The 16407-nt window shown below is 36.5% G+C and carries 19 protein-coding genes; 16 read left to right on the top strand and 3 right to left on the bottom strand.

The window, feature by feature from the left end:
• The first annotated feature begins 154 nt into the window (after window positions 1-154).
• From ACQWU4_RS16885 to ACQWU4_RS16915, 7 genes are all read left to right on the top strand, one after another.
• Window positions 155-1888 carry an acetylxylan esterase gene (locus tag ACQWU4_RS16885; RefSeq protein ID WP_429936928.1) on the top strand — a complete coding sequence of 578 codons (1734 nt, stop codon included), beginning with the start codon at window positions 155-157 and terminating at the stop codon, window positions 1886-1888.
• A 67-nt stretch (window positions 1889-1955) separates the two neighbouring features.
• Window positions 1956-2897: an AraC family transcriptional regulator gene (locus ACQWU4_RS16890; protein WP_429936929.1), complete on the top strand. Its 942-nt coding sequence runs from the start codon at window positions 1956-1958 to the stop codon at window positions 2895-2897.
• 119 nt (window positions 2898-3016) lie between these two features.
• Window positions 3017-3757 carry an SDR family oxidoreductase gene (locus ACQWU4_RS16895; protein ID WP_429936930.1) on the top strand — a complete coding sequence of 247 codons (741 nt, stop codon included), beginning with the start codon at window positions 3017-3019 and terminating at the stop codon, window positions 3755-3757.
• 33 nt (window positions 3758-3790) lie between these two features.
• Window positions 3791-4207: a nuclear transport factor 2 family protein gene (locus tag ACQWU4_RS16900; protein WP_429936931.1), complete on the top strand. Its 417-nt coding sequence runs from the start codon at window positions 3791-3793 to the stop codon at window positions 4205-4207.
• A 42-nt stretch (window positions 4208-4249) separates the two neighbouring features.
• Entirely contained in the window at window positions 4250-5623 is a 1374-nt protein-coding gene (locus ACQWU4_RS16905; RefSeq protein WP_429936932.1) for an aldehyde dehydrogenase family protein, read from the top strand.
• A 155-nt stretch (window positions 5624-5778) separates the two neighbouring features.
• Complete coding sequence (locus ACQWU4_RS16910) at window positions 5779-6729, top strand: bestrophin family protein (protein ID WP_429936933.1); 951 nt, start codon at window positions 5779-5781, stop codon at window positions 6727-6729.
• A gap of 163 nt (window positions 6730-6892) precedes the next feature.
• Window positions 6893-7141 carry an FUSC family protein gene (locus ACQWU4_RS16915; protein WP_429936934.1) on the top strand — a complete coding sequence of 83 codons (249 nt, stop codon included), beginning with the start codon at window positions 6893-6895 and terminating at the stop codon, window positions 7139-7141.
• A gap of 79 nt (window positions 7142-7220) precedes the next feature.
• Here the strand turns inward: ACQWU4_RS16915 and ACQWU4_RS16920 are convergent, their stop codons facing one another.
• The 3 genes from ACQWU4_RS16920 to ACQWU4_RS16930 form a co-directional block, all read right to left on the bottom strand.
• Window positions 7221-8414 carry an MFS transporter gene (locus ACQWU4_RS16920; protein WP_429936935.1) on the bottom strand — a complete coding sequence of 398 codons (1194 nt, stop codon included), beginning with the start codon at window positions 8412-8414 and terminating at the stop codon, window positions 7221-7223.
• Window positions 8415-8471: 57 nt separating this feature from the next.
• Window positions 8472-9323 carry a helix-turn-helix domain-containing protein gene (locus ACQWU4_RS16925; protein ID WP_429936936.1) on the bottom strand — a complete coding sequence of 284 codons (852 nt, stop codon included), beginning with the start codon at window positions 9321-9323 and terminating at the stop codon, window positions 8472-8474.
• Between the two features lie 126 nt (window positions 9324-9449).
• A complete protein-coding gene (locus ACQWU4_RS16930) occupies window positions 9450-11291 on the bottom strand; it encodes a hypothetical protein (protein ID WP_429936937.1) in 1842 nt (613 codons plus the stop codon).
• Window positions 11292-11531: 240 nt separating this feature from the next.
• Between ACQWU4_RS16930 and ACQWU4_RS16935 the strand changes: the two genes are divergently transcribed.
• The 9 genes from ACQWU4_RS16935 to ACQWU4_RS16975 form a co-directional block, all read left to right on the top strand.
• Entirely contained in the window at window positions 11532-11855 is a 324-nt protein-coding gene (locus tag ACQWU4_RS16935) for a DUF4870 domain-containing protein (protein WP_429936938.1), read from the top strand.
• Between the two features lie 41 nt (window positions 11856-11896).
• Complete coding sequence (locus tag ACQWU4_RS16940) at window positions 11897-12073, top strand: hypothetical protein (RefSeq protein WP_429936939.1); 177 nt, start codon at window positions 11897-11899, stop codon at window positions 12071-12073.
• A gap of 12 nt (window positions 12074-12085) precedes the next feature.
• Window positions 12086-12547 carry a hypothetical protein gene (locus ACQWU4_RS16945; protein WP_429936940.1) on the top strand — a complete coding sequence of 154 codons (462 nt, stop codon included), beginning with the start codon at window positions 12086-12088 and terminating at the stop codon, window positions 12545-12547.
• Window positions 12544-13023: a hypothetical protein gene (locus ACQWU4_RS16950; protein WP_429936941.1), complete on the top strand. Its 480-nt coding sequence runs from the start codon at window positions 12544-12546 to the stop codon at window positions 13021-13023. Before ACQWU4_RS16945 ends, ACQWU4_RS16950 begins: the two co-directional genes overlap by 4 nt.
• A gap of 5 nt (window positions 13024-13028) precedes the next feature.
• Window positions 13029-13496 (top strand): hypothetical protein, encoded by a 468-nt coding sequence (locus ACQWU4_RS16955; RefSeq protein ID WP_429936942.1) that lies wholly within the window; start codon window positions 13029-13031, stop codon window positions 13494-13496.
• Window positions 13493-13957 carry a hypothetical protein gene (locus tag ACQWU4_RS16960; RefSeq protein WP_429936943.1) on the top strand — a complete coding sequence of 155 codons (465 nt, stop codon included), beginning with the start codon at window positions 13493-13495 and terminating at the stop codon, window positions 13955-13957. Before ACQWU4_RS16955 ends, ACQWU4_RS16960 begins: the two co-directional genes overlap by 4 nt.
• Complete coding sequence (locus ACQWU4_RS16965) at window positions 13917-14447, top strand: hypothetical protein (protein ID WP_429936944.1); 531 nt, start codon at window positions 13917-13919, stop codon at window positions 14445-14447. The genes ACQWU4_RS16960 and ACQWU4_RS16965 overlap by 41 nt, the downstream gene beginning before the upstream one ends.
• Before the next feature lie 506 nt (window positions 14448-14953).
• Window positions 14954-15889, top strand: coding sequence for a helix-turn-helix transcriptional regulator (locus ACQWU4_RS16970; protein ID WP_429936945.1), 936 nt, complete (start codon window positions 14954-14956; stop codon window positions 15887-15889).
• Window positions 15890-16196: 307 nt separating this feature from the next.
• Window positions 16197-16407, top strand: a 211-nt coding sequence (locus ACQWU4_RS16975; protein WP_429936946.1) for a hypothetical protein, incomplete at its 3' end; no start/stop codon positions are given.

Below are 16407 nucleotides of genomic sequence, written 5' to 3' on the forward strand. Positions count from 1 at the left end.
TTATTTAGTTTAGCTGCGAATTATGGCGAATATGGATTGTAAATGAGGAAAAGTGTCAACATTTCTGATGTAATATGAATATTAGCCTTGGTATGTGTTTGCTCAAACAGTGGGTAAACTATTGCTAAAAGATAAACACAACTAAAAAGAAAAGATGCAAAACAAGCTTATTACCATTTTAAATTTAAATTATATAACTAAAATCTTGGTGACATTATGGTTTGTATTGTTTTTTCATATGACAGCCGCACAAAACCTGCTTCCACTTGAATGGAAGATTAGTTTTGATAGAACAGTATTTAGTTCAGTATCCTTTGATACCGGTTCGTGGAAAGATGTAAATTTATTATCCTCGTGGGAGCGGCAGGGCTACTTTTATCAGAACGGGAAATGTACCTTAACAAATGATTTTACGGTACCTGAAAAATATTTAGCAAACGATTTTATTTTAACCACAGGATTACAGTGTGATATTAAAGCTATCTATATCAATAAAAAATTAATTGCAGAAAACCTGTCTAATCAATTTTGGGGAGACCGGAACAAAACCTTCTCATTTCCTGTTTCGGCAAGTCTTCTGAAAAAAGGAAAAAACAGAATTGAAATTTATGCTTCCAATCTTTCCTATACCGGCGGTGTCAGTCATAACTCCTGTGTACTGACTCCTAAAATCATCAACAGTAAATCGAGGATAGAAATAGAAATTCCGCCCGCCAATCATATTTATACAAACGATTCGAAACCCTTGTTGATAAAATATCATGCTCTTAAAAATGGCAGGATAGATCTTATGGTGAAAAATGACTTTCATAAAACGGTCTTTAAAAAATCATATGCCGTAAAAGCAAAGGACAGCCTTCTTCAGCTTAACCTGGCAAAAGAAATTACAGTCCCGGGATTTTATGAATGTTTTGCCACTTTAAAAGATGAAGGGTACACAGGAACCGTACAGTGGATGGGAATATCTCCTGAAAAAATAAAGTGTGAAACTGATACAATAACAGGGTTTAAGAAATTTTGGGATAAAGCTTTAAAGGATTTACAGCAGGTGAAGCCCGAATTTAAAGTTCACAGGGAAGAAAAGCTGAGTACAGCAAAGAAGGATGGATACATTGTAGAAATGAAATCCATTGGCGGCATTACTGTAATGGGATATTATTTTGTCCCTAAAAATGCCACAAAAACTGCTGCTGTTTTACACTTACCAGGTTATGGATATGGTTTTGAAAACCAGGATGATTTCCTTAAAAATGAAGACAATGTAATTGAACTGGCCTTATGTGTACGAGGTCATGGAATGAGCAAAGAACAATTTGATGCAGAAAAACATGGCCCCGGGATATGGGGGTATAAGCTGTACAGTGAAGAAGAAAATGCGTATCGTGGAATTTACATGGATTGTGTAAGAGCCGTGGAATTTTTATTAAGCAGGCCGGAAGTAGACACCACGAGAATTGGAGTAATGGGAGGCAGTCAGGGAGGTGGGCTGGCTCTTGCAACAGCAGGTTTGTGCAAAGGAAAAATTGCAGCCTGTGCCTACTTTGATCCTTTCCCAAGTGATATAAGAGATTTTGTAGAACTTCGTCAGGTTTGTAAAACGGAAATTCAAAACTTTCTGAAATACTATAAAAATGAATATACCATAGAGCAGGCCATGCATGTTCAGGATCTGCTTAATGTAAAAGGATTTGCGTATTGGATTAGCTGTCCTGTTTATTTTGCGACAGCTTTATTTGATGATGATTGCCCTGCGCATGTTGGATTTGCCGCTTATAACAATATAAAATCTCCAAAGCAGTATACTGTCTATCCCGGTGAGGGCCATATGTGTGACAGCAGGTACAATAAAGATTTTATGATGTATTTTAAAAAAATATTTGCATACTAGAAAAGCAGTTTTATACAACAAACCGTAATTGAAAAAAATCAGAAAATAAAAGACACCAAATAAATTGATGGATATTAAAAAGAATAATGACAACCCGGAAGTAAAATCACTGTATGATTTATATAAACTGCTGGACTTACGTTTAGACCTGATTGACCCCTCAGAAGGATTTACCATACATAATATGAAGGATATAGGGCTTACAATGCCTTATCAGTCTCCGTCTTACCGTCCTGATTTCTTCTCTTTCCTCTTTGTAAAAAACGGGACGGGAAAATATACAGTCAATGAACATACATTCGATATAAAGCAGCAGTCTATATATTTTACCAATCCCAGTAACTACAGAACATTCAGCTGGCAGTCCATTGAAGAAATTTATCTCATAACATTTGATGAAACATTTCTGAAAAAATATGTCGGAAAAGATATATTCTCATACTTTCCGTTCCTGCTCACGGAGACTATTCAGCCTAAAGAAGTAACCGCTGAATTCTATGGTATAGCGGAAAAAATCTATCTTCAGATTTTGCAGGAATATAAAAGCCAGTCATCATTCAGATATAAAGTGATAGGGCATTTTCTGGCAGTTCTGCTTTACAGGATAAAAGAATATTTCTGGATAGATTATAACCCGTTGCAGGAAGGAAGCCGGAGTTCTCAGATCGTAAAATCCTTCAAACAATTGCTGGAAAATCATTACAGGGATTTAAGCTCCGGAAAAGCAGATAAAGTGTTCCGGGTACAGGATTATGCTGATGCCCAACACCTTCATCCCAATTATCTGAGTAACGTCATTAAGAGTAAAACAGGCAAACCTATTGCCACCTGGATCGTAGAGAAAACAATATCCGAAGCCAAATCTCTACTGCAGAATACTTCCGTATCTATAAAAGAAATTACTTACCAGCTGGGATTTTCCGAAGCAGCACATTTCAGCAATTATTTTAAAAAACATACTGGAATCACTCCTGTCCAGTACAGAAAAGAGCTGGATACCTGCAAATAATCCTCTTCATCCGTAATATTTAAAATTTGCAAACAATGCTGTATTGTTTGCAATATCCGGTGCATTCGTTCCTTCTACATTTGTGATATAAAATTATCAACTTAAAAAAAACAAAAAGAATGAATAATCTATCAGGAAAAGTAGCTCTTATTACCGGCTCTTCAAAAGGCATCGGGGCTGAGGTTGCCAAAATGATGGCAAAAGCCGGAGCAAAAATAATCATCAACTATGCCGGAGGTAAAGCCGATGCAGACAATACGGTAGTCGCAATTAAAAATGATGGCGGAGATGCTGTTGCCCTGCAAGCGGATGTAAGTAATCCTGCTGATGTAAAATCCCTGTTTGATCAGGCTATTGCCCATTACGGAAAAATCGATCTGCTGGTCAATAATGCAGGGATTATGATTAACAAAACGATTAAAGACTCTACAGATGAAGACTTTACCCGTCAGTTTGATATCAATGTAAAAGGTGTTTTCAATACCCTTCGTGAGGCGGCAACAAGACTTTCAGACAATGGAAGTGTTATTAATTTTTCCTCTTCCGTTAACCGTTTGATGCTTCCGGGATACGGAATATATGTTGCCACCAAATCTGCAGTTGAACAGTTGACCCGGGTTTTTGCAAAAGAAATAGGACACCGTGGTATTAACGTTAATTCAGTATCTCCCGGACCTACTAATACCGCCTTATTCGTTAACGGCAAATCGCAGGAAGAGATCAGCAGACTTGCATCATTGAATCCTTTCGGAAGAATTGGCGAAACTAATGATATTGCTCAATTAGTTGTATTTCTGGCAAGTGATGAGGCCAAATGGATCAATGCACAGAATATTGGGGTAAATGGTGGTATGGCCTGATCCTCCCTGAATTTACCGGCAAATATTTTACCGATGAAAAAATTAAAATTCTTTATGAGCCTGCTCTTAATGTGGAGCCTTATGGGGTGTGCCCAAACCAGTAAAAACAAATCTCAACAAAAAATAGTAATGATGGATACCAATAAAATAACCAACAATACCGCAAAAGAAGCCTTTGAAGCATGGCAAAAAGGAGATTCGCAATTATGGCTTTCTTTTTTTACACCGGATGCAAAGCTTCTGGATGATGGAAATCCGCGTGATTTCAGAAAATTTTCGACCAGTGCCATAGGACATGAACGTTTTACAAGTATCGATCTTGTAGAAGACAATGGCCAATCTGTCTACGGACAGTTTCACAGTGATACCTGGGGGAATTTCAGAACCTATTTTAAATTTCATATCAACAGCGAAGGGAAAATCTATCTGTTGGAAATAGGACAGGCATAAATCAATTTCATTAAAATAAATCAATCTAAAAAAATTCAAATTATGAATACTTATCAGAATATCTTCGATTCACAAAAAGAACTTTATTTCAGTGACACCACCAAAACTTACGAGTGGCGTATGGACCAGCTTAACAGAATGGAAAAATTCCTTACAGAAAACCAGGATGCATTTTGTGCTGCTTTAAATAAGGATTTCGGAAAACCCCCGTTTGAACAGTTATTTGAGATTACAGTTCCGCTTGGCGTTGTAAAATCTTACAAGGAAACCCTGAAATCATTAATGGAACCTGAGCCGGTAGAAATTCCTCATGGTCTGGAGGCAACAGGAAACAGAGGGGTAATCTATAAAGAACCTTATGGAGTGACTTTGGTTATCGGGCCATTCAACGCACCCGTATTATTGTTGCTTTGTCCTGCATTAGCGGCATTATCAGCAGGAAATACGGTCATACTGAAGCCAGCCAATACAACACCTACCATTGCAAAATTATTCGAGGAACTTATTCCGAAATATTTTGAGCCTGAAGCAGTATCAGTGGTTACGGGCGGAAGAGATGAAATTACAGAATTGCTTAAGTTACCTTTCGATTTTATTTTCTTCACCGGAAGTTCGGCAGTTGGTAAAGTTGTAATGAAAGCCGCCGCGGAAAACCTTACCCCTGTTCTGCTGGAGCTGGGAGGTCAGAATCCGACAGTGGTAGATGAAACCGCAAACCTTGATATTGCCGTAGACAGGATTGCATGGGGGCACAATGCTATCTCAGGACAGTGGTGTATTGCACCGGGATACATTTATGTACACGAAAGTATTGCCGATGATTTTATTGAAAGACTGAAAGTATCCATCCGCAAAATGTATGGCGATGATCCGCAGCAGAGTCCGGATTTTGCACGTATGATCAGTGAGCATGACGCAGAACGTGTAGCTTCCTATATTGTTCCTGAAAAGGTGGTTATCGGCGGCCGTTACGATATTAAAGACCGCTATGTGGAACCTACGGTTTTATACCCGAGTACCTGGGATGATCCGGCATTGCAGCAGGAAGTTTTCGGGCCTGTTCTTCCGGTAATGGTGTATTCGGATCTGAAAGAAATCACCAATATCATTAAGCGTAAACCAAAGTCATTGGCAGCTTATATTTTCAGTAAAAACCAGGCTAATATTGATTATTTCCTGAATGCGGTTTCTTTTGGCGGAGGCTGCGTAAACCAGACGAATCTTCACTGCTGGATAGACAGTCTTCCGTTTGGCGGAGTAGGGTATTCAGGAATCGGGAAATATTACGGGAAAGCAGGGTTTAATGCTTTAAGTAACAGAAAATCTTTACTGCTGGGTAATCCTGATCTTGAGCTGGATGTATTTCCTCCTTATGCAGGAAAAGACATTGCCAAAAACCTAAGTGTTTTCGGATAGGATTTAAATTTTATAAACCATTAAGGGATTAAATATACTCAATCCCTTAATGGTTTTTTAGTGAATTATAAAAACCGACTATATAAATTATGAATATCTCGAGTCATTATAAACTGAAACATTTTATTCCCTGGACACAATCCAAAATTTACAAAATGTTTTTACTCAGTATTACTCCTACATCACTTTTTTACTTTCTTGATTTTAAATGGCTGGCGATTCCCTGGGTCCCTGTTGCACTGCTGGGAACGGCTACTGCATTTATTTCCGGGTTTAAAAATACACAGACCTATAACCGTACCTGGGAAGCAAGACAGGTTTATGGCAGCATTATCAACAGCAGCCGCAGCCTGGGAATCATGATTAAGGATTTTTTCAGAACCAGCGATCCCGGAAAAGAACTGGAAATTCAAAAGCAGATTATCAACCGGCATTTTGCGTGGCTTACTGCACTCAGGTTTCAGCTGAGGGAAGTCAAAAGTTGGGAAAATGTAAAAACGAAAACTTATAATAAACAGTATTTAAAATATTACACAGTTCCGGAATGGGAAAACAGTCTGGATGAAGAGTTGAAAAAATTTCTGGATGAAGATGAACGGCAATATATCTTAACGACAAAAAACCGTGCAGCACAGTTATTGGCTTTGCAGTCTGACCACCTGAAAAGGTTGAATATTGGGGGCGTTATCAACGATTTTTATTTTGTTACCCTGGAAAATCAGCTGAAAGATTTATATGATCAGCAGGGCAGATGTGAGCGGATCAAAAACTTTCCGTATCCGCGGCAGTTTTCGAGTATCAATTTATTTTTTACCAATGCTTTCTGTTTTTTGCTCCCTTTGGGTTTTCTTGGTGAATTTTCTAAACTTGCAGATAAGTTTACTGATCATATTATCTGGCTCACGATCCCGTTCAGTATTCTTTTAGGCTGGGTATTTCTGGTACTGGAACAGATAGGAGAAAGTACTGAAAATCCGTTTGAAGGCAGTGCCAATGATGTCCCAATCACGCAGATAAGCAGAAATATTGAAATCGATTTGAAAGAAATGTTCGGAGAAAAAGAATTGCCACTGCCCGTACAGGCACAGAATAATATTTTGATGTAATTAATATAATTTGCACTTCGCTGGAATTCAGGAAATATTCAAAAAGGTCGGAAGACTAACGAGAGTCAATATAGTTTATATTGTCTTTTTTGTAATTTAGCCATTAGTAGAATGGTACAGCTATAAAACTAAAAAACCAGTAATCAAAAAAATTAAACAAGGTATGGAAAAAGAGTTAAATGAATTAACCGATCAGGAATTATTAGAGAAAAGAAAAAAAAGTAAATCTGAGGAAATCATCAATGCGGTCATTTTAGGAGTACTGATTGGTATAGCCATTTACGGTACTATAAAATATGGTCTTGGACTTTTCACGTTTCTTCCTGTACTTTTTGCACTTTATGCAGCTAACAAATGGAAGAAAAATAGCCAGACACTGGAAAAAGAATTACATTCCAGGAATCTGAAATAAAGCCTGTGTTTTTTGAACATATAAAAAGTAAAAGCCTGCAATTCAAAAAAATTGCAGGCTTTTTTTTAAGTTCCGGAACTTATTTTTTGTTTTTAACGGTTAAAATAATGATTGACAGTACAGCACTCACTGCTCCGAAAAAATAAATAGACTGGTATCCATACCTTCCGGCAATAATTCCGGCAATTGGTCCTGCCAATCCTAAAGAAACATCAAAAAAAGCAGCGTAAGCACCCAATGCAGTTCCTCTCATCTTAGGACTTACTTTTTGAATGGCCAAAACCCCCAATGCCGGAAAAACCAGTGAAAATCCTATGCCTGTTAAACTGCATCCCACAATTGCCATCGTTTCAGAAGTGGAAAAACTAATAAGCAGCTGGCCTGTGATTTCGATGATAAAAGATACTACCGCTACTTTATAGCCGCCATATTTATCAGGGAATGAAGAAAAGAAAATTCTTGTGAGAATGTAAAATCCTCCAAAAGTTAGAAAGGCTAAGGAAGGATGAATCCAGCTTTTTTCTGTGAAAAACAAAGCAATAAAAGATGAAATACAAGCAAATCCGATGGAAGAAAATGCCAAAGCCAGTCCCTGATCTGAAATCTTTCTGATCACTTTATAAAATGGAGTACGCTGGTGCGCAGTATCAACCGGTAAATTAGGCAGCCTGATTGTACAAAGCCAGCTTAATGCCGATAAAATAACCATTACGATAAATACATAACTGATTCCTAATGCAGACTGCAAGTACATGGCCATCGGAGCTCCCAAAGCAATACCTGCATACATGGCAATACCATTCCAGGTCATCACTTTCCCTGATTTTTGATGACCGACCAGGCCGATTCCCCAGGTCAACGCTCCGGTTATAGCAAGACTCTCGGATATTCCATGGAAGATTCTTGCCAGAAACAGAGTACCCAAAGCCAGTAAATGGTTATCTTGTAAAAGTACGCTTGCCAGATAGATTAAGCCTGTAAACATTGCCATGATAACTCCGCGGTGATTTCCTGTTTTTGCTCCTTTGGTATCTGCAATTTTTCCAGCATAGGCTCTGGTCAGTAATGTGGCTATAAATTGTATGCCTATCACTGCGCCGACAATTAAACTGCTGTAATGCAGTTCATTTTTTACCAGCGAAGGAATGGTACCTAAAGTAACCCCTACGCAGAGATAGATGGCAAATACGGAAATAATAATTGGACTTATTGTCCTTGTGAAATTTTTAGATTCCTGATTCATATCTGTTGTATAATTAAAAATACTGCTCAATTATTGAGTTTTACAGATGCAAAATTAGAAACCTGCCGGCAAGGTAACGGCTGTATTTTAATGGTGATAATTGGACAAATAATGGTTGTTCTTCCGGAATTCACTGGCGGTGATTCCTATATTCTTTTTAAAGAACCTTGAAAAATAGGTGTGATCTTCATATCCCAGAGCAAAAGCAATCTCTTTAATGTCCATATCAGTATAAAAAAGTAATCTCTGGGCTTCCAGCAATATTTCTTTCTGAATCCAATAGCTGGCAACAAAACCTGTTATGTCTTTTACTGTCTCATTCAAATATAAAGGTGTAATATTCAACTGTGCCGCATAATCCTTTACCTGTTTTATCTGTTTGAAATGCTGTTTGATAAGTTCTTTAAAAGCTGTAATGAGCTGGTATTTATGACTGCTTAGCTGGATATCACTCTTATATTCCGGTATGAAGGCAGTTGTAAACATTCCCATTAAAGCGGAAGTGGAAGATTGAAGTATAGATTGGTAAAACCGGGACTTATTCTCTGCGATAAACCCGGATAAAATATCGGCTAATGTAAAAACAGAATGATCTTTTGCTGCATGTACAATCTGATGATGATACATAAAGGTATCCAACATGATCCTGTATTCACTGGGAACAAGCTCTGATTCAACAAAGACCAGCCATCCTCCGGTATTTTTGCTTCCTGCATACTGATGCACCTGACCGGGAGCTACAAAACAAAGACAGGTTTCTTCCAGTTGATATTCTTTAAAGTCTATTGTCCATACAGAAGTTCCTGAATGCTGGAGCATGAGCATATAGTGATCATCCCGATGCGGGATTTTAGGAGCATCGGATAATTCTGAAAAAGGAAGAAGTTCAATCCCTCTTGCCTGTAATTCATTATGGTGTACCGGAATTTTATTTCGCAAAATTTAATACTGTCTTATTGCAAAAATAGAAATTAATTCCTGTTAATGGCAGCTGAATAATTGTTTAGCTTGTCTGATGAAAAGTATATAATCATTGCTTTTCTTTCATACTCAGATGCTTATGGGTTATCCTATTTCTTTAATATAGTTAACAAGATCGGTTTCACTGTCCAGATCAAATTTTTGTTTAAGGCGGTATTTTGTCATCCGGACACTTTTAGGCTCTACATTCAGCAAATTGGCGATCATTTTGGTATCCATTCCCAGGTAAAGATACGCGCAGTATTTAAGATCCAAAGACGTCAGTTTTTGCTTTGCCTGTTTGTTCAGATTATTGAAAAAATCGGGGTGCATTTCCTGGATATGGAATTTTGCCTTTTCAAAATCATTATCGGTAAGAGTTTCTTCCCTGATGATCTGTTGTATGTTAACGGATTCCTGGTTAGAAAGTTTCTCTTTAAGCTGCAGCAATACATCATTTTTATGCTGCAGATGAAGCTGGTTGGCCATCACTTCGTTCTGCAGTTTTTGCTGTTGAAGTGCCAGAAGTTCCTGTTCCGCTTTCAAGCGTGCCTGTTCCTCCTTTTCATATTTTATCTGTATAGCCGCTTCATTCTTTTCAGCGGTAAGCTGTTTCTCTCTGGCTAAAGAATACCGGAGATTGAAATGATAGGACCGGAACATAAAAACGGCGCCCAGACCACCAATAGCTATTAAAGCTATCAGAAGATACTGCTGCTTTTTCTGGCCGGCTGCTTTATCCTGTAATGCTTCTATTTCCTTTTCTTTTTTGCCAAATTCAAACTGGGCTTCCAGTCTTTTTGTAACAGCTGCAGACTGTTCGTCAAAAAGCAGGCTGCTGTATTCCGATATTTTCTGCTGGTATTTAAATGCCTGTTGGTAATCTCCTTTCTTTGTATTCAGACTTACTAAAGAAGTAAGTACATTGATGAGAGTGTGATAATAAGGCTTTTTCCTTTTTGCCATCTGTTCGTAGGCTATTGTAAGATATTTTTCAGCAGTCGGAAGATCGTTTTCCATCATACTCAATTCGCTCAGCATGCCATAACTGTTGGAAATCACTTCATCATTTCCTGAGGGGGTTGCACGCAGCGCTTCCTTTATATCGTTACGCATCTTTTGCTTAATAACCGGATCATTAGGATCGTAATATTTGAGATAATAACTGGCTTTATTGTTCAGACAATGAGAGTATGTGTTATTCATAACCTGTCCGGGATATTTGTGAAACAGATTGATAGCCTTATCCAACGGCTGCATAATACTGTCTAAATATTTTTTCTGCTTTGTTTTTTCGTACCGGAAAGTATATACTACTGATATTGCAGAATAGACGTTGGCCAACATATTTTTATTGGAAGATTTTTGAGCGAATAGCAATGATTTACGGATGTATTCCAGAGACTTTTGCTCATCATTCCATTCGGTATAGATGCCATAGAAAAAATAATATATGCGTGCTGTAAGCAATGGTTCTTTTTCCTGATCTGGAATATTGGAGAGGGCGAGATTGAGGTATTTTAAGGTAGTTTCACTATCAAAAAGAGTATTCCGGAGCACTGCTGATGCATAATGGGCATAGGCGAGAGCCAAAGTGTTTTCCTGTTTTTTTGCAGAAATATAGGCCTTATCAATATATTCTTTTGATTTATCAAATTCTTCCGTATTGGTGAAAATATTTGACAGTATCCAATAGGCCTTTACGGTACCCAGATTGTCCGCTGAAATCTTCTTACTGTTTCTCAGACTGAGTTCGGCCATCTGTATAGCTTCTGGGTAGCGTTCAGCAGCACGGTACCAGTCTGCCAGTTGTTGCTGGATATCAATTGCCCGTTCAGGTGCCGGATTGGATGCCAAGACCTGACGCAAGCTGTCGGGGAAATTTTTCTGTGCCTGGATACCAATCGAGAAAAGAATGAAAAAGAGAAGTAGAGGGATTTTTTTCATATCCAAATGTACAGAAATCTGTAGTCATTAAAAATAATAGTAACAAATTTTTAACCTGATGTTTTATTTGTATTTATTTGATTTTTAATCTATTATATTTTGTTGTAGACATTCTGTAGTATGTTGCTTTTGCTGATGTATAAGTTTTGTAGTTGTAAAAGAATAGGATTATCAGATATAGCTGAGCACTTTTGTCCTGTCGATTTTTACAGAATAATAATCTTAAAAACTTTTACTATTATGAACAACAAAACTCTTTCAATTGTATCCTACATTACCATTATCGGATGGCTGATTGCTTATTTCAGTGGTAAAGAAAAAGCAGACAGCCTTTTAAAATACCATCTTAAACAATCATTCGGGCTTATAATCGTGGCTATTCTGTTCAATATTATACTGGGTGTTTTGGTAAGTATTGTACCTGGTTTGTCTTTTTTAAGTTTCATCGGTTTGATTTTCTTTGTAATGCTGGTCATTGGTATTATCAATGCTGCCAATGAAGTCCAGAAGCCATTACCGGTAATAGGAAAAATGTTTGAGGATAAATTTTCCTTCATCGGATAAAATCTGAGATAAAATAAATAAAAGAATTTAAAATTAGAAAAATGAAAAAAGCAATGGGAGTCATCCTTATCATTATAGGTTCGCTTTTGACCTTCATCATGAAATTAGGACCGGCTAAAGAAACAGTCTGGCTGTTTACCTACGGTATTTGGCCGCTGATTATTGTTGCTGCCATTTTATTGATAACAGGTCTGTTATTATACAACAGGAACAGATAAATCTACAATAACATGAATGAGTATAAATATTATCAGGAGATAAGTTCTAAAGTTTATAAAAGAGCAGACCGGAAGCTGCAGTATCTACTGTTTGCAGGTATTCTGTTCGGTATAGGAGGCTGGTTTTTTATCAGATATCCTGGTATTGAGGGGTATATAGTAACCGGAATCACGGCAGTATTCGGGTTTGGATTTATTAATAGAATGTTCAACAGCCTGCATATAGATATGAACACTAAGGTTTTGATTCAGAAATCAGGTTTATTATCCGGAACACAAACTGTTCAGTTTGCAGACGTTCAAAATTTAAGTATTAACAATAGAATTTATGTTTTGGTACTGATATCATCTGCGCTTGCTATAATAGAAAAAAATGGAAAACCTGAACATATTCTTTTGGGGCAGAGTTTTATGAATACAAAGCATATGGAACAGCTGCTGCTGGAAACGGAAAAAATAATAGGAAGAAAATGAAAGAGCAGATGATGTACCAGAGCGGCAGCAATCTGGTGTTGACTCCCAATCGTGTGTATAGCAAAACGAATAATCTTGTGCTGATCTCTGCATTGTTATTTTTAGTCCTCGGAATTTTTCTTTTTATCAGGTTCAATGATTTCTGGCAGATGCCTTTAGCTATAGGATTCTGTTTGGGATTACCTGGTCTGATTCACAAAATTGCCGTTGTACAGCAGAAGATTATTATTTCTCAAGGGCCAGATGCTGAGATTACCTTTCATATAGGAAAGTTTTATAAATGTAACATTTTTCGGAAAAATGAAGCTGCTATTATCTCTAATACGCTGAACGGGAAGGCTTATTATGCAGTTGCGAGTAAGCAGAATCCCTATGGTAAATCCTACCAGATCAGTCCTTTTCTGAACAGGCAGAAAACAGCTTTAATATTTGAAGAGGAAGTACTTCCGTTCATTCGTCAACAATTAGAAATTTAATAACCATGAAAACATTCAGATATCTTATTCCGGAGGGAGAAACTTATAAAATAAAGCAGTTTTTTTCCTTTCATCATCTTATACTCTGCATCTGGTTCCTGATTGGGCTCGCAGTCCTGAAATACAGCGATTATACAAAAACAGGAATTGCTGTTATTATCATTTCTGCTTCAGTCATTGTTTTGCTGATTATGAAACCATCAAAAACAAGAGTTTACCCTTACGGTAAGATCCTTAAGGTAGATGTACCGAGAAGAGGGATATACCAGGATACATTTGATTTTAATCAGATATTAGGATTTGAGCTTGAAACATTAAGCTTTTCCCGAATTCCGCTTGGTGCTTATTTATATGTAAAAACTACTGATAATAACAGTAAGGAAGGTAAACATCTTATAGGGAGCTCTTTTGGAAAAAAGAAAATGCAGGAACTTTCCAATGAGTTGGACCAGATCTTAAATAGTAAAGAATGAGTGAATTAAAAAATTTTAAAAGAACCGGAAACGAGTACAGGCTAACATCTTCAAAAGGTTTTAATATAGCTTTATGCAGCTTCATTCTGGTTCTTTCTGGGATAGGATTTGTAAAAGCTCCTGAATCCAGTTTCAAATGGTGGATGCTGGGACTTGCCATTGTATTGATTTTGTCTCTTGCAGTAAGCTATTGTATTATTGATATGGATAAAAAAGAAATAAGAATCAAAATAGGACTTCTTGGAGGCTCAAGAACGATTCCCATCACTGATTTGCAGGGATTTACCATTCATAAAATAAAGCATTGGGGAGTTTTGACGATTAATGTGTCATTAATTGCAAATTATAGTAAAAAAGGTAAACAAAAAGAAGTGAGAATTGCCCAGAGACTTTTTACAAGGCCCATTCAAAGTATATTAAATGATATTGACGAGATATTGGGTGATGAATATAAAAGATAAATTGAAAGTAGAAATCAGGGATGGCAGTGTTTCACTGGAACCTAACAGGGGAATGGCTTCCAGTCTTATTTGGTTTGTTGCCACTATCGTAGTAACCGCAATTGTCTGGGCATTGTTCTACAAACAGTTGGGAGAGGGTGGAAGGCTGCTTTGCATCGGAATTATTGTTTATTTTTTTATTCATGGAATAAGAGATTTTGTTTTCCGCATCAATATAAGGTATGAATTTAACCACTATGAAAATGCAGTTTATAGAGACAATTTATTATTTCATAGGAAACAGATTATGCAGCTGGATGAGGTGGTTATTTTTGTAAATAATATTGGGAATGATTGGTATTATGCTATGGGAATCAAACAAAAACAGTTCCTGAAAAACTATAAGATCAGCCCGGGATTTGGAAGAGGTACAGCTTCCCAAAAGAATGCATGCGAATATGAACAGCAAATACTAACCCCTATTGAAGAGCTTATTGCAAAACTGGTATGAAATATAATCTGGCATTTGGAATTAAAACAGTCGATTACAGGAAAGTTTTGGAAACTTGATTATAACGGATCTGAATAATACTGCACAAAATGATTTTCTTAATAGTGAAAAGCTTTTAAAGCCTGCAATTTAAAAATTGCAGGCTTTTATTTTAGTCAATTTTACATATAGCAGAATGTCGGGTTTTGCCATTATATCCCTGTTTTCAGGTAATATAATCTGAATTTCTTACATCATGTCTTCATTTTGCATGCTGCAATAATTTAATTTTGCCCTCTGAAAAACACTATATAACCGGATATAAAACTCATAAATCATTTTAAAATAAATTCTTCAATAATATACTGCTAAGAAATTCTACATCTTCAAATTTTATAAGAGTGTTTATTAAAAAAATCAAATAAACAGTTGATGACATACTTTAATTTAAGCATAATAAAAGCCGGATTAAAGCTAAAAACCTGCTAAGGATCAAAATTTAAAGGCAAATTCTAATTGTGACCATAATGTTTAATTACATTTCTTCTTACGTAATAAAAAAAAGGCATCTGGCAAATAATGAAATGGAATATGAGAAAAGCCTTCTGTTTGATGTGTATACGCTCGTTCTTGTATTTATTTTGGTCTGCAATTTTTTATTGAATCTGGTTTATCTTGAACAGCCTGTTTATGCGGCAGTTTTCCTCGGAATGGGAGCTTTCATGCTATGTACAATATTTTGGTCAGACAGGATACGATTCAATAAGTATTTATTGATGATACTTTTTATGTTTTTGGGATTGGTTGTTTTCTATTGTGATATAGTAAGCGGAAAGGATGTTATGAATTATTTAAGTTATGTATCATTAACAATAGCGGTAGCATTTTTTTTCGATTCCCATAAAGAAAGATATCTTATTTTTATACTTGTTGGTACTTATATGACCTTCTTTTTGATAAATATTGTTACCGATTATTCCATACTGCCTTCCCTTCATCAGGATCTGTCTGAAACAAAACAGTGGTATGTGAGAGTTTACAAGGCTATCGAAATAGTGTTATGCACCTTTATAGGGATGTATTTTATTCACAGAAAGGAAAAAATGATCATTAAATACTATATCGAAAAAGAAAAAATAAATGATTTAGTGAAGAAAACAGATAAAATAGATTTCTCCAATGATCTTTTTGATTTGGCAATAAGTCAAAACTCTTTGTTTTTAACCTATTTTAAATCTCAGTTTCCTGACTATTTTGATAATATCCTACAGAAATGTCCGAACCTTATTTCCACAGAACTGGAACTTTGCGCATTATTAAAATTAAACTTAAGCACTAAAGATATTGCCGTTGCAACCAACTCAACAATCCGCGCTGTAGAGAATAAAAAGTATAGGATCCGCAGAAAGTTTAACCTTTCATCAGAAACAGACCTTAATTTGTATATGATTAATTCGTTTTAGTAACGAATTGAATTTCAATTTGATATTAATTTGAGTAGATCTAAGTAAGGTAAAAAGTAGATGTGAGAATCTGTTTTTTTGCAGAAACAGCAGTTTGTAATTAATATTGCTCCCGAAAAAAATAAAGGTAATAACTGCAAGCAATGTAAAGTTTTTCAGTTATCTGAAACCTGCCTGATTCATACACAAATGTCTTAATAAATATATAGCTGCTGGGAAATTTTTCCCAGCTCCTTTCCGGGGAATGTTCAAATTATTAAAAAGAGCATTCTGACATCTATATACACAATTTTTAAATAAACAATAAATGAGAGAATTTAAATTATTCCTTATAATCCTGCTTATTTGTTCCATCCGGGTTTCCGGACAATCACCGGGCGGAGTAGCTGCGGACTTAGGATTATGGGTAAAAGCCGACGACGGTTTCACATCTTCATTATGGTCTGATAAATCAGGAAATAATTATCACCTTACCCAAAGTAACGCGGGTTTGCAGCCTGTTTTAGTAAGTTCGGGAG

It is taken from the genome of Chryseobacterium sp. MIQD13 (assembly GCF_050496705.1).
Lineage (GTDB): Bacteria > Bacteroidota > Bacteroidia > Flavobacteriales > Weeksellaceae > Chryseobacterium.

Bases quoted from the DNA above. Each gene is read 5' to 3' on its own strand.
- ACQWU4_RS16895 (WP_429936930.1), top strand. From the start codon at position 3,017: ATGAATAATCTATCAGGAAAAGTAGCTCTTATTACCGGCTCTTCAAAA.
- ACQWU4_RS16930 (WP_429936937.1), bottom strand. From the start codon at position 11,291: ATGAAAAAAATCCCTCTACTTCTCTTTTTCATTCTTTTCTCGATTGGT.
- ACQWU4_RS16885 (WP_429936928.1), top strand. From the start codon at position 155: ATGCAAAACAAGCTTATTACCATTTTAAATTTAAATTATATAACTAAA.
- ACQWU4_RS16970 (WP_429936945.1), top strand. From the start codon at position 14,954: ATGTTTAATTACATTTCTTCTTACGTAATAAAAAAAAGGCATCTGGCA.
- ACQWU4_RS16900 (WP_429936931.1), top strand. From the start codon at position 3,791: ATGAAAAAATTAAAATTCTTTATGAGCCTGCTCTTAATGTGGAGCCTT.
- ACQWU4_RS16940 (WP_429936939.1), top strand. From the start codon at position 11,897: ATGAAAAAAGCAATGGGAGTCATCCTTATCATTATAGGTTCGCTTTTG.
- ACQWU4_RS16960 (WP_429936943.1), top strand. From the start codon at position 13,493: ATGAGTGAATTAAAAAATTTTAAAAGAACCGGAAACGAGTACAGGCTA.
- ACQWU4_RS16905 (WP_429936932.1), top strand. From the start codon at position 4,250: ATGAATACTTATCAGAATATCTTCGATTCACAAAAAGAACTTTATTTC.
- ACQWU4_RS16935 (WP_429936938.1), top strand. From the start codon at position 11,532: ATGAACAACAAAACTCTTTCAATTGTATCCTACATTACCATTATCGGA.
- ACQWU4_RS16915 (WP_429936934.1), top strand. From the start codon at position 6,893: ATGGAAAAAGAGTTAAATGAATTAACCGATCAGGAATTATTAGAGAAA.
- ACQWU4_RS16945 (WP_429936940.1), top strand. From the start codon at position 12,086: ATGAATGAGTATAAATATTATCAGGAGATAAGTTCTAAAGTTTATAAA.
- ACQWU4_RS16965 (WP_429936944.1), top strand. From the start codon at position 13,917: ATGATATTGACGAGATATTGGGTGATGAATATAAAAGATAAATTGAAA.
- ACQWU4_RS16890 (WP_429936929.1), top strand. From the start codon at position 1,956: ATGGATATTAAAAAGAATAATGACAACCCGGAAGTAAAATCACTGTAT.
- ACQWU4_RS16950 (WP_429936941.1), top strand. From the start codon at position 12,544: ATGAAAGAGCAGATGATGTACCAGAGCGGCAGCAATCTGGTGTTGACT.
- ACQWU4_RS16955 (WP_429936942.1), top strand. From the start codon at position 13,029: ATGAAAACATTCAGATATCTTATTCCGGAGGGAGAAACTTATAAAATA.
- ACQWU4_RS16910 (WP_429936933.1), top strand. From the start codon at position 5,779: ATGTTTTTACTCAGTATTACTCCTACATCACTTTTTTACTTTCTTGAT.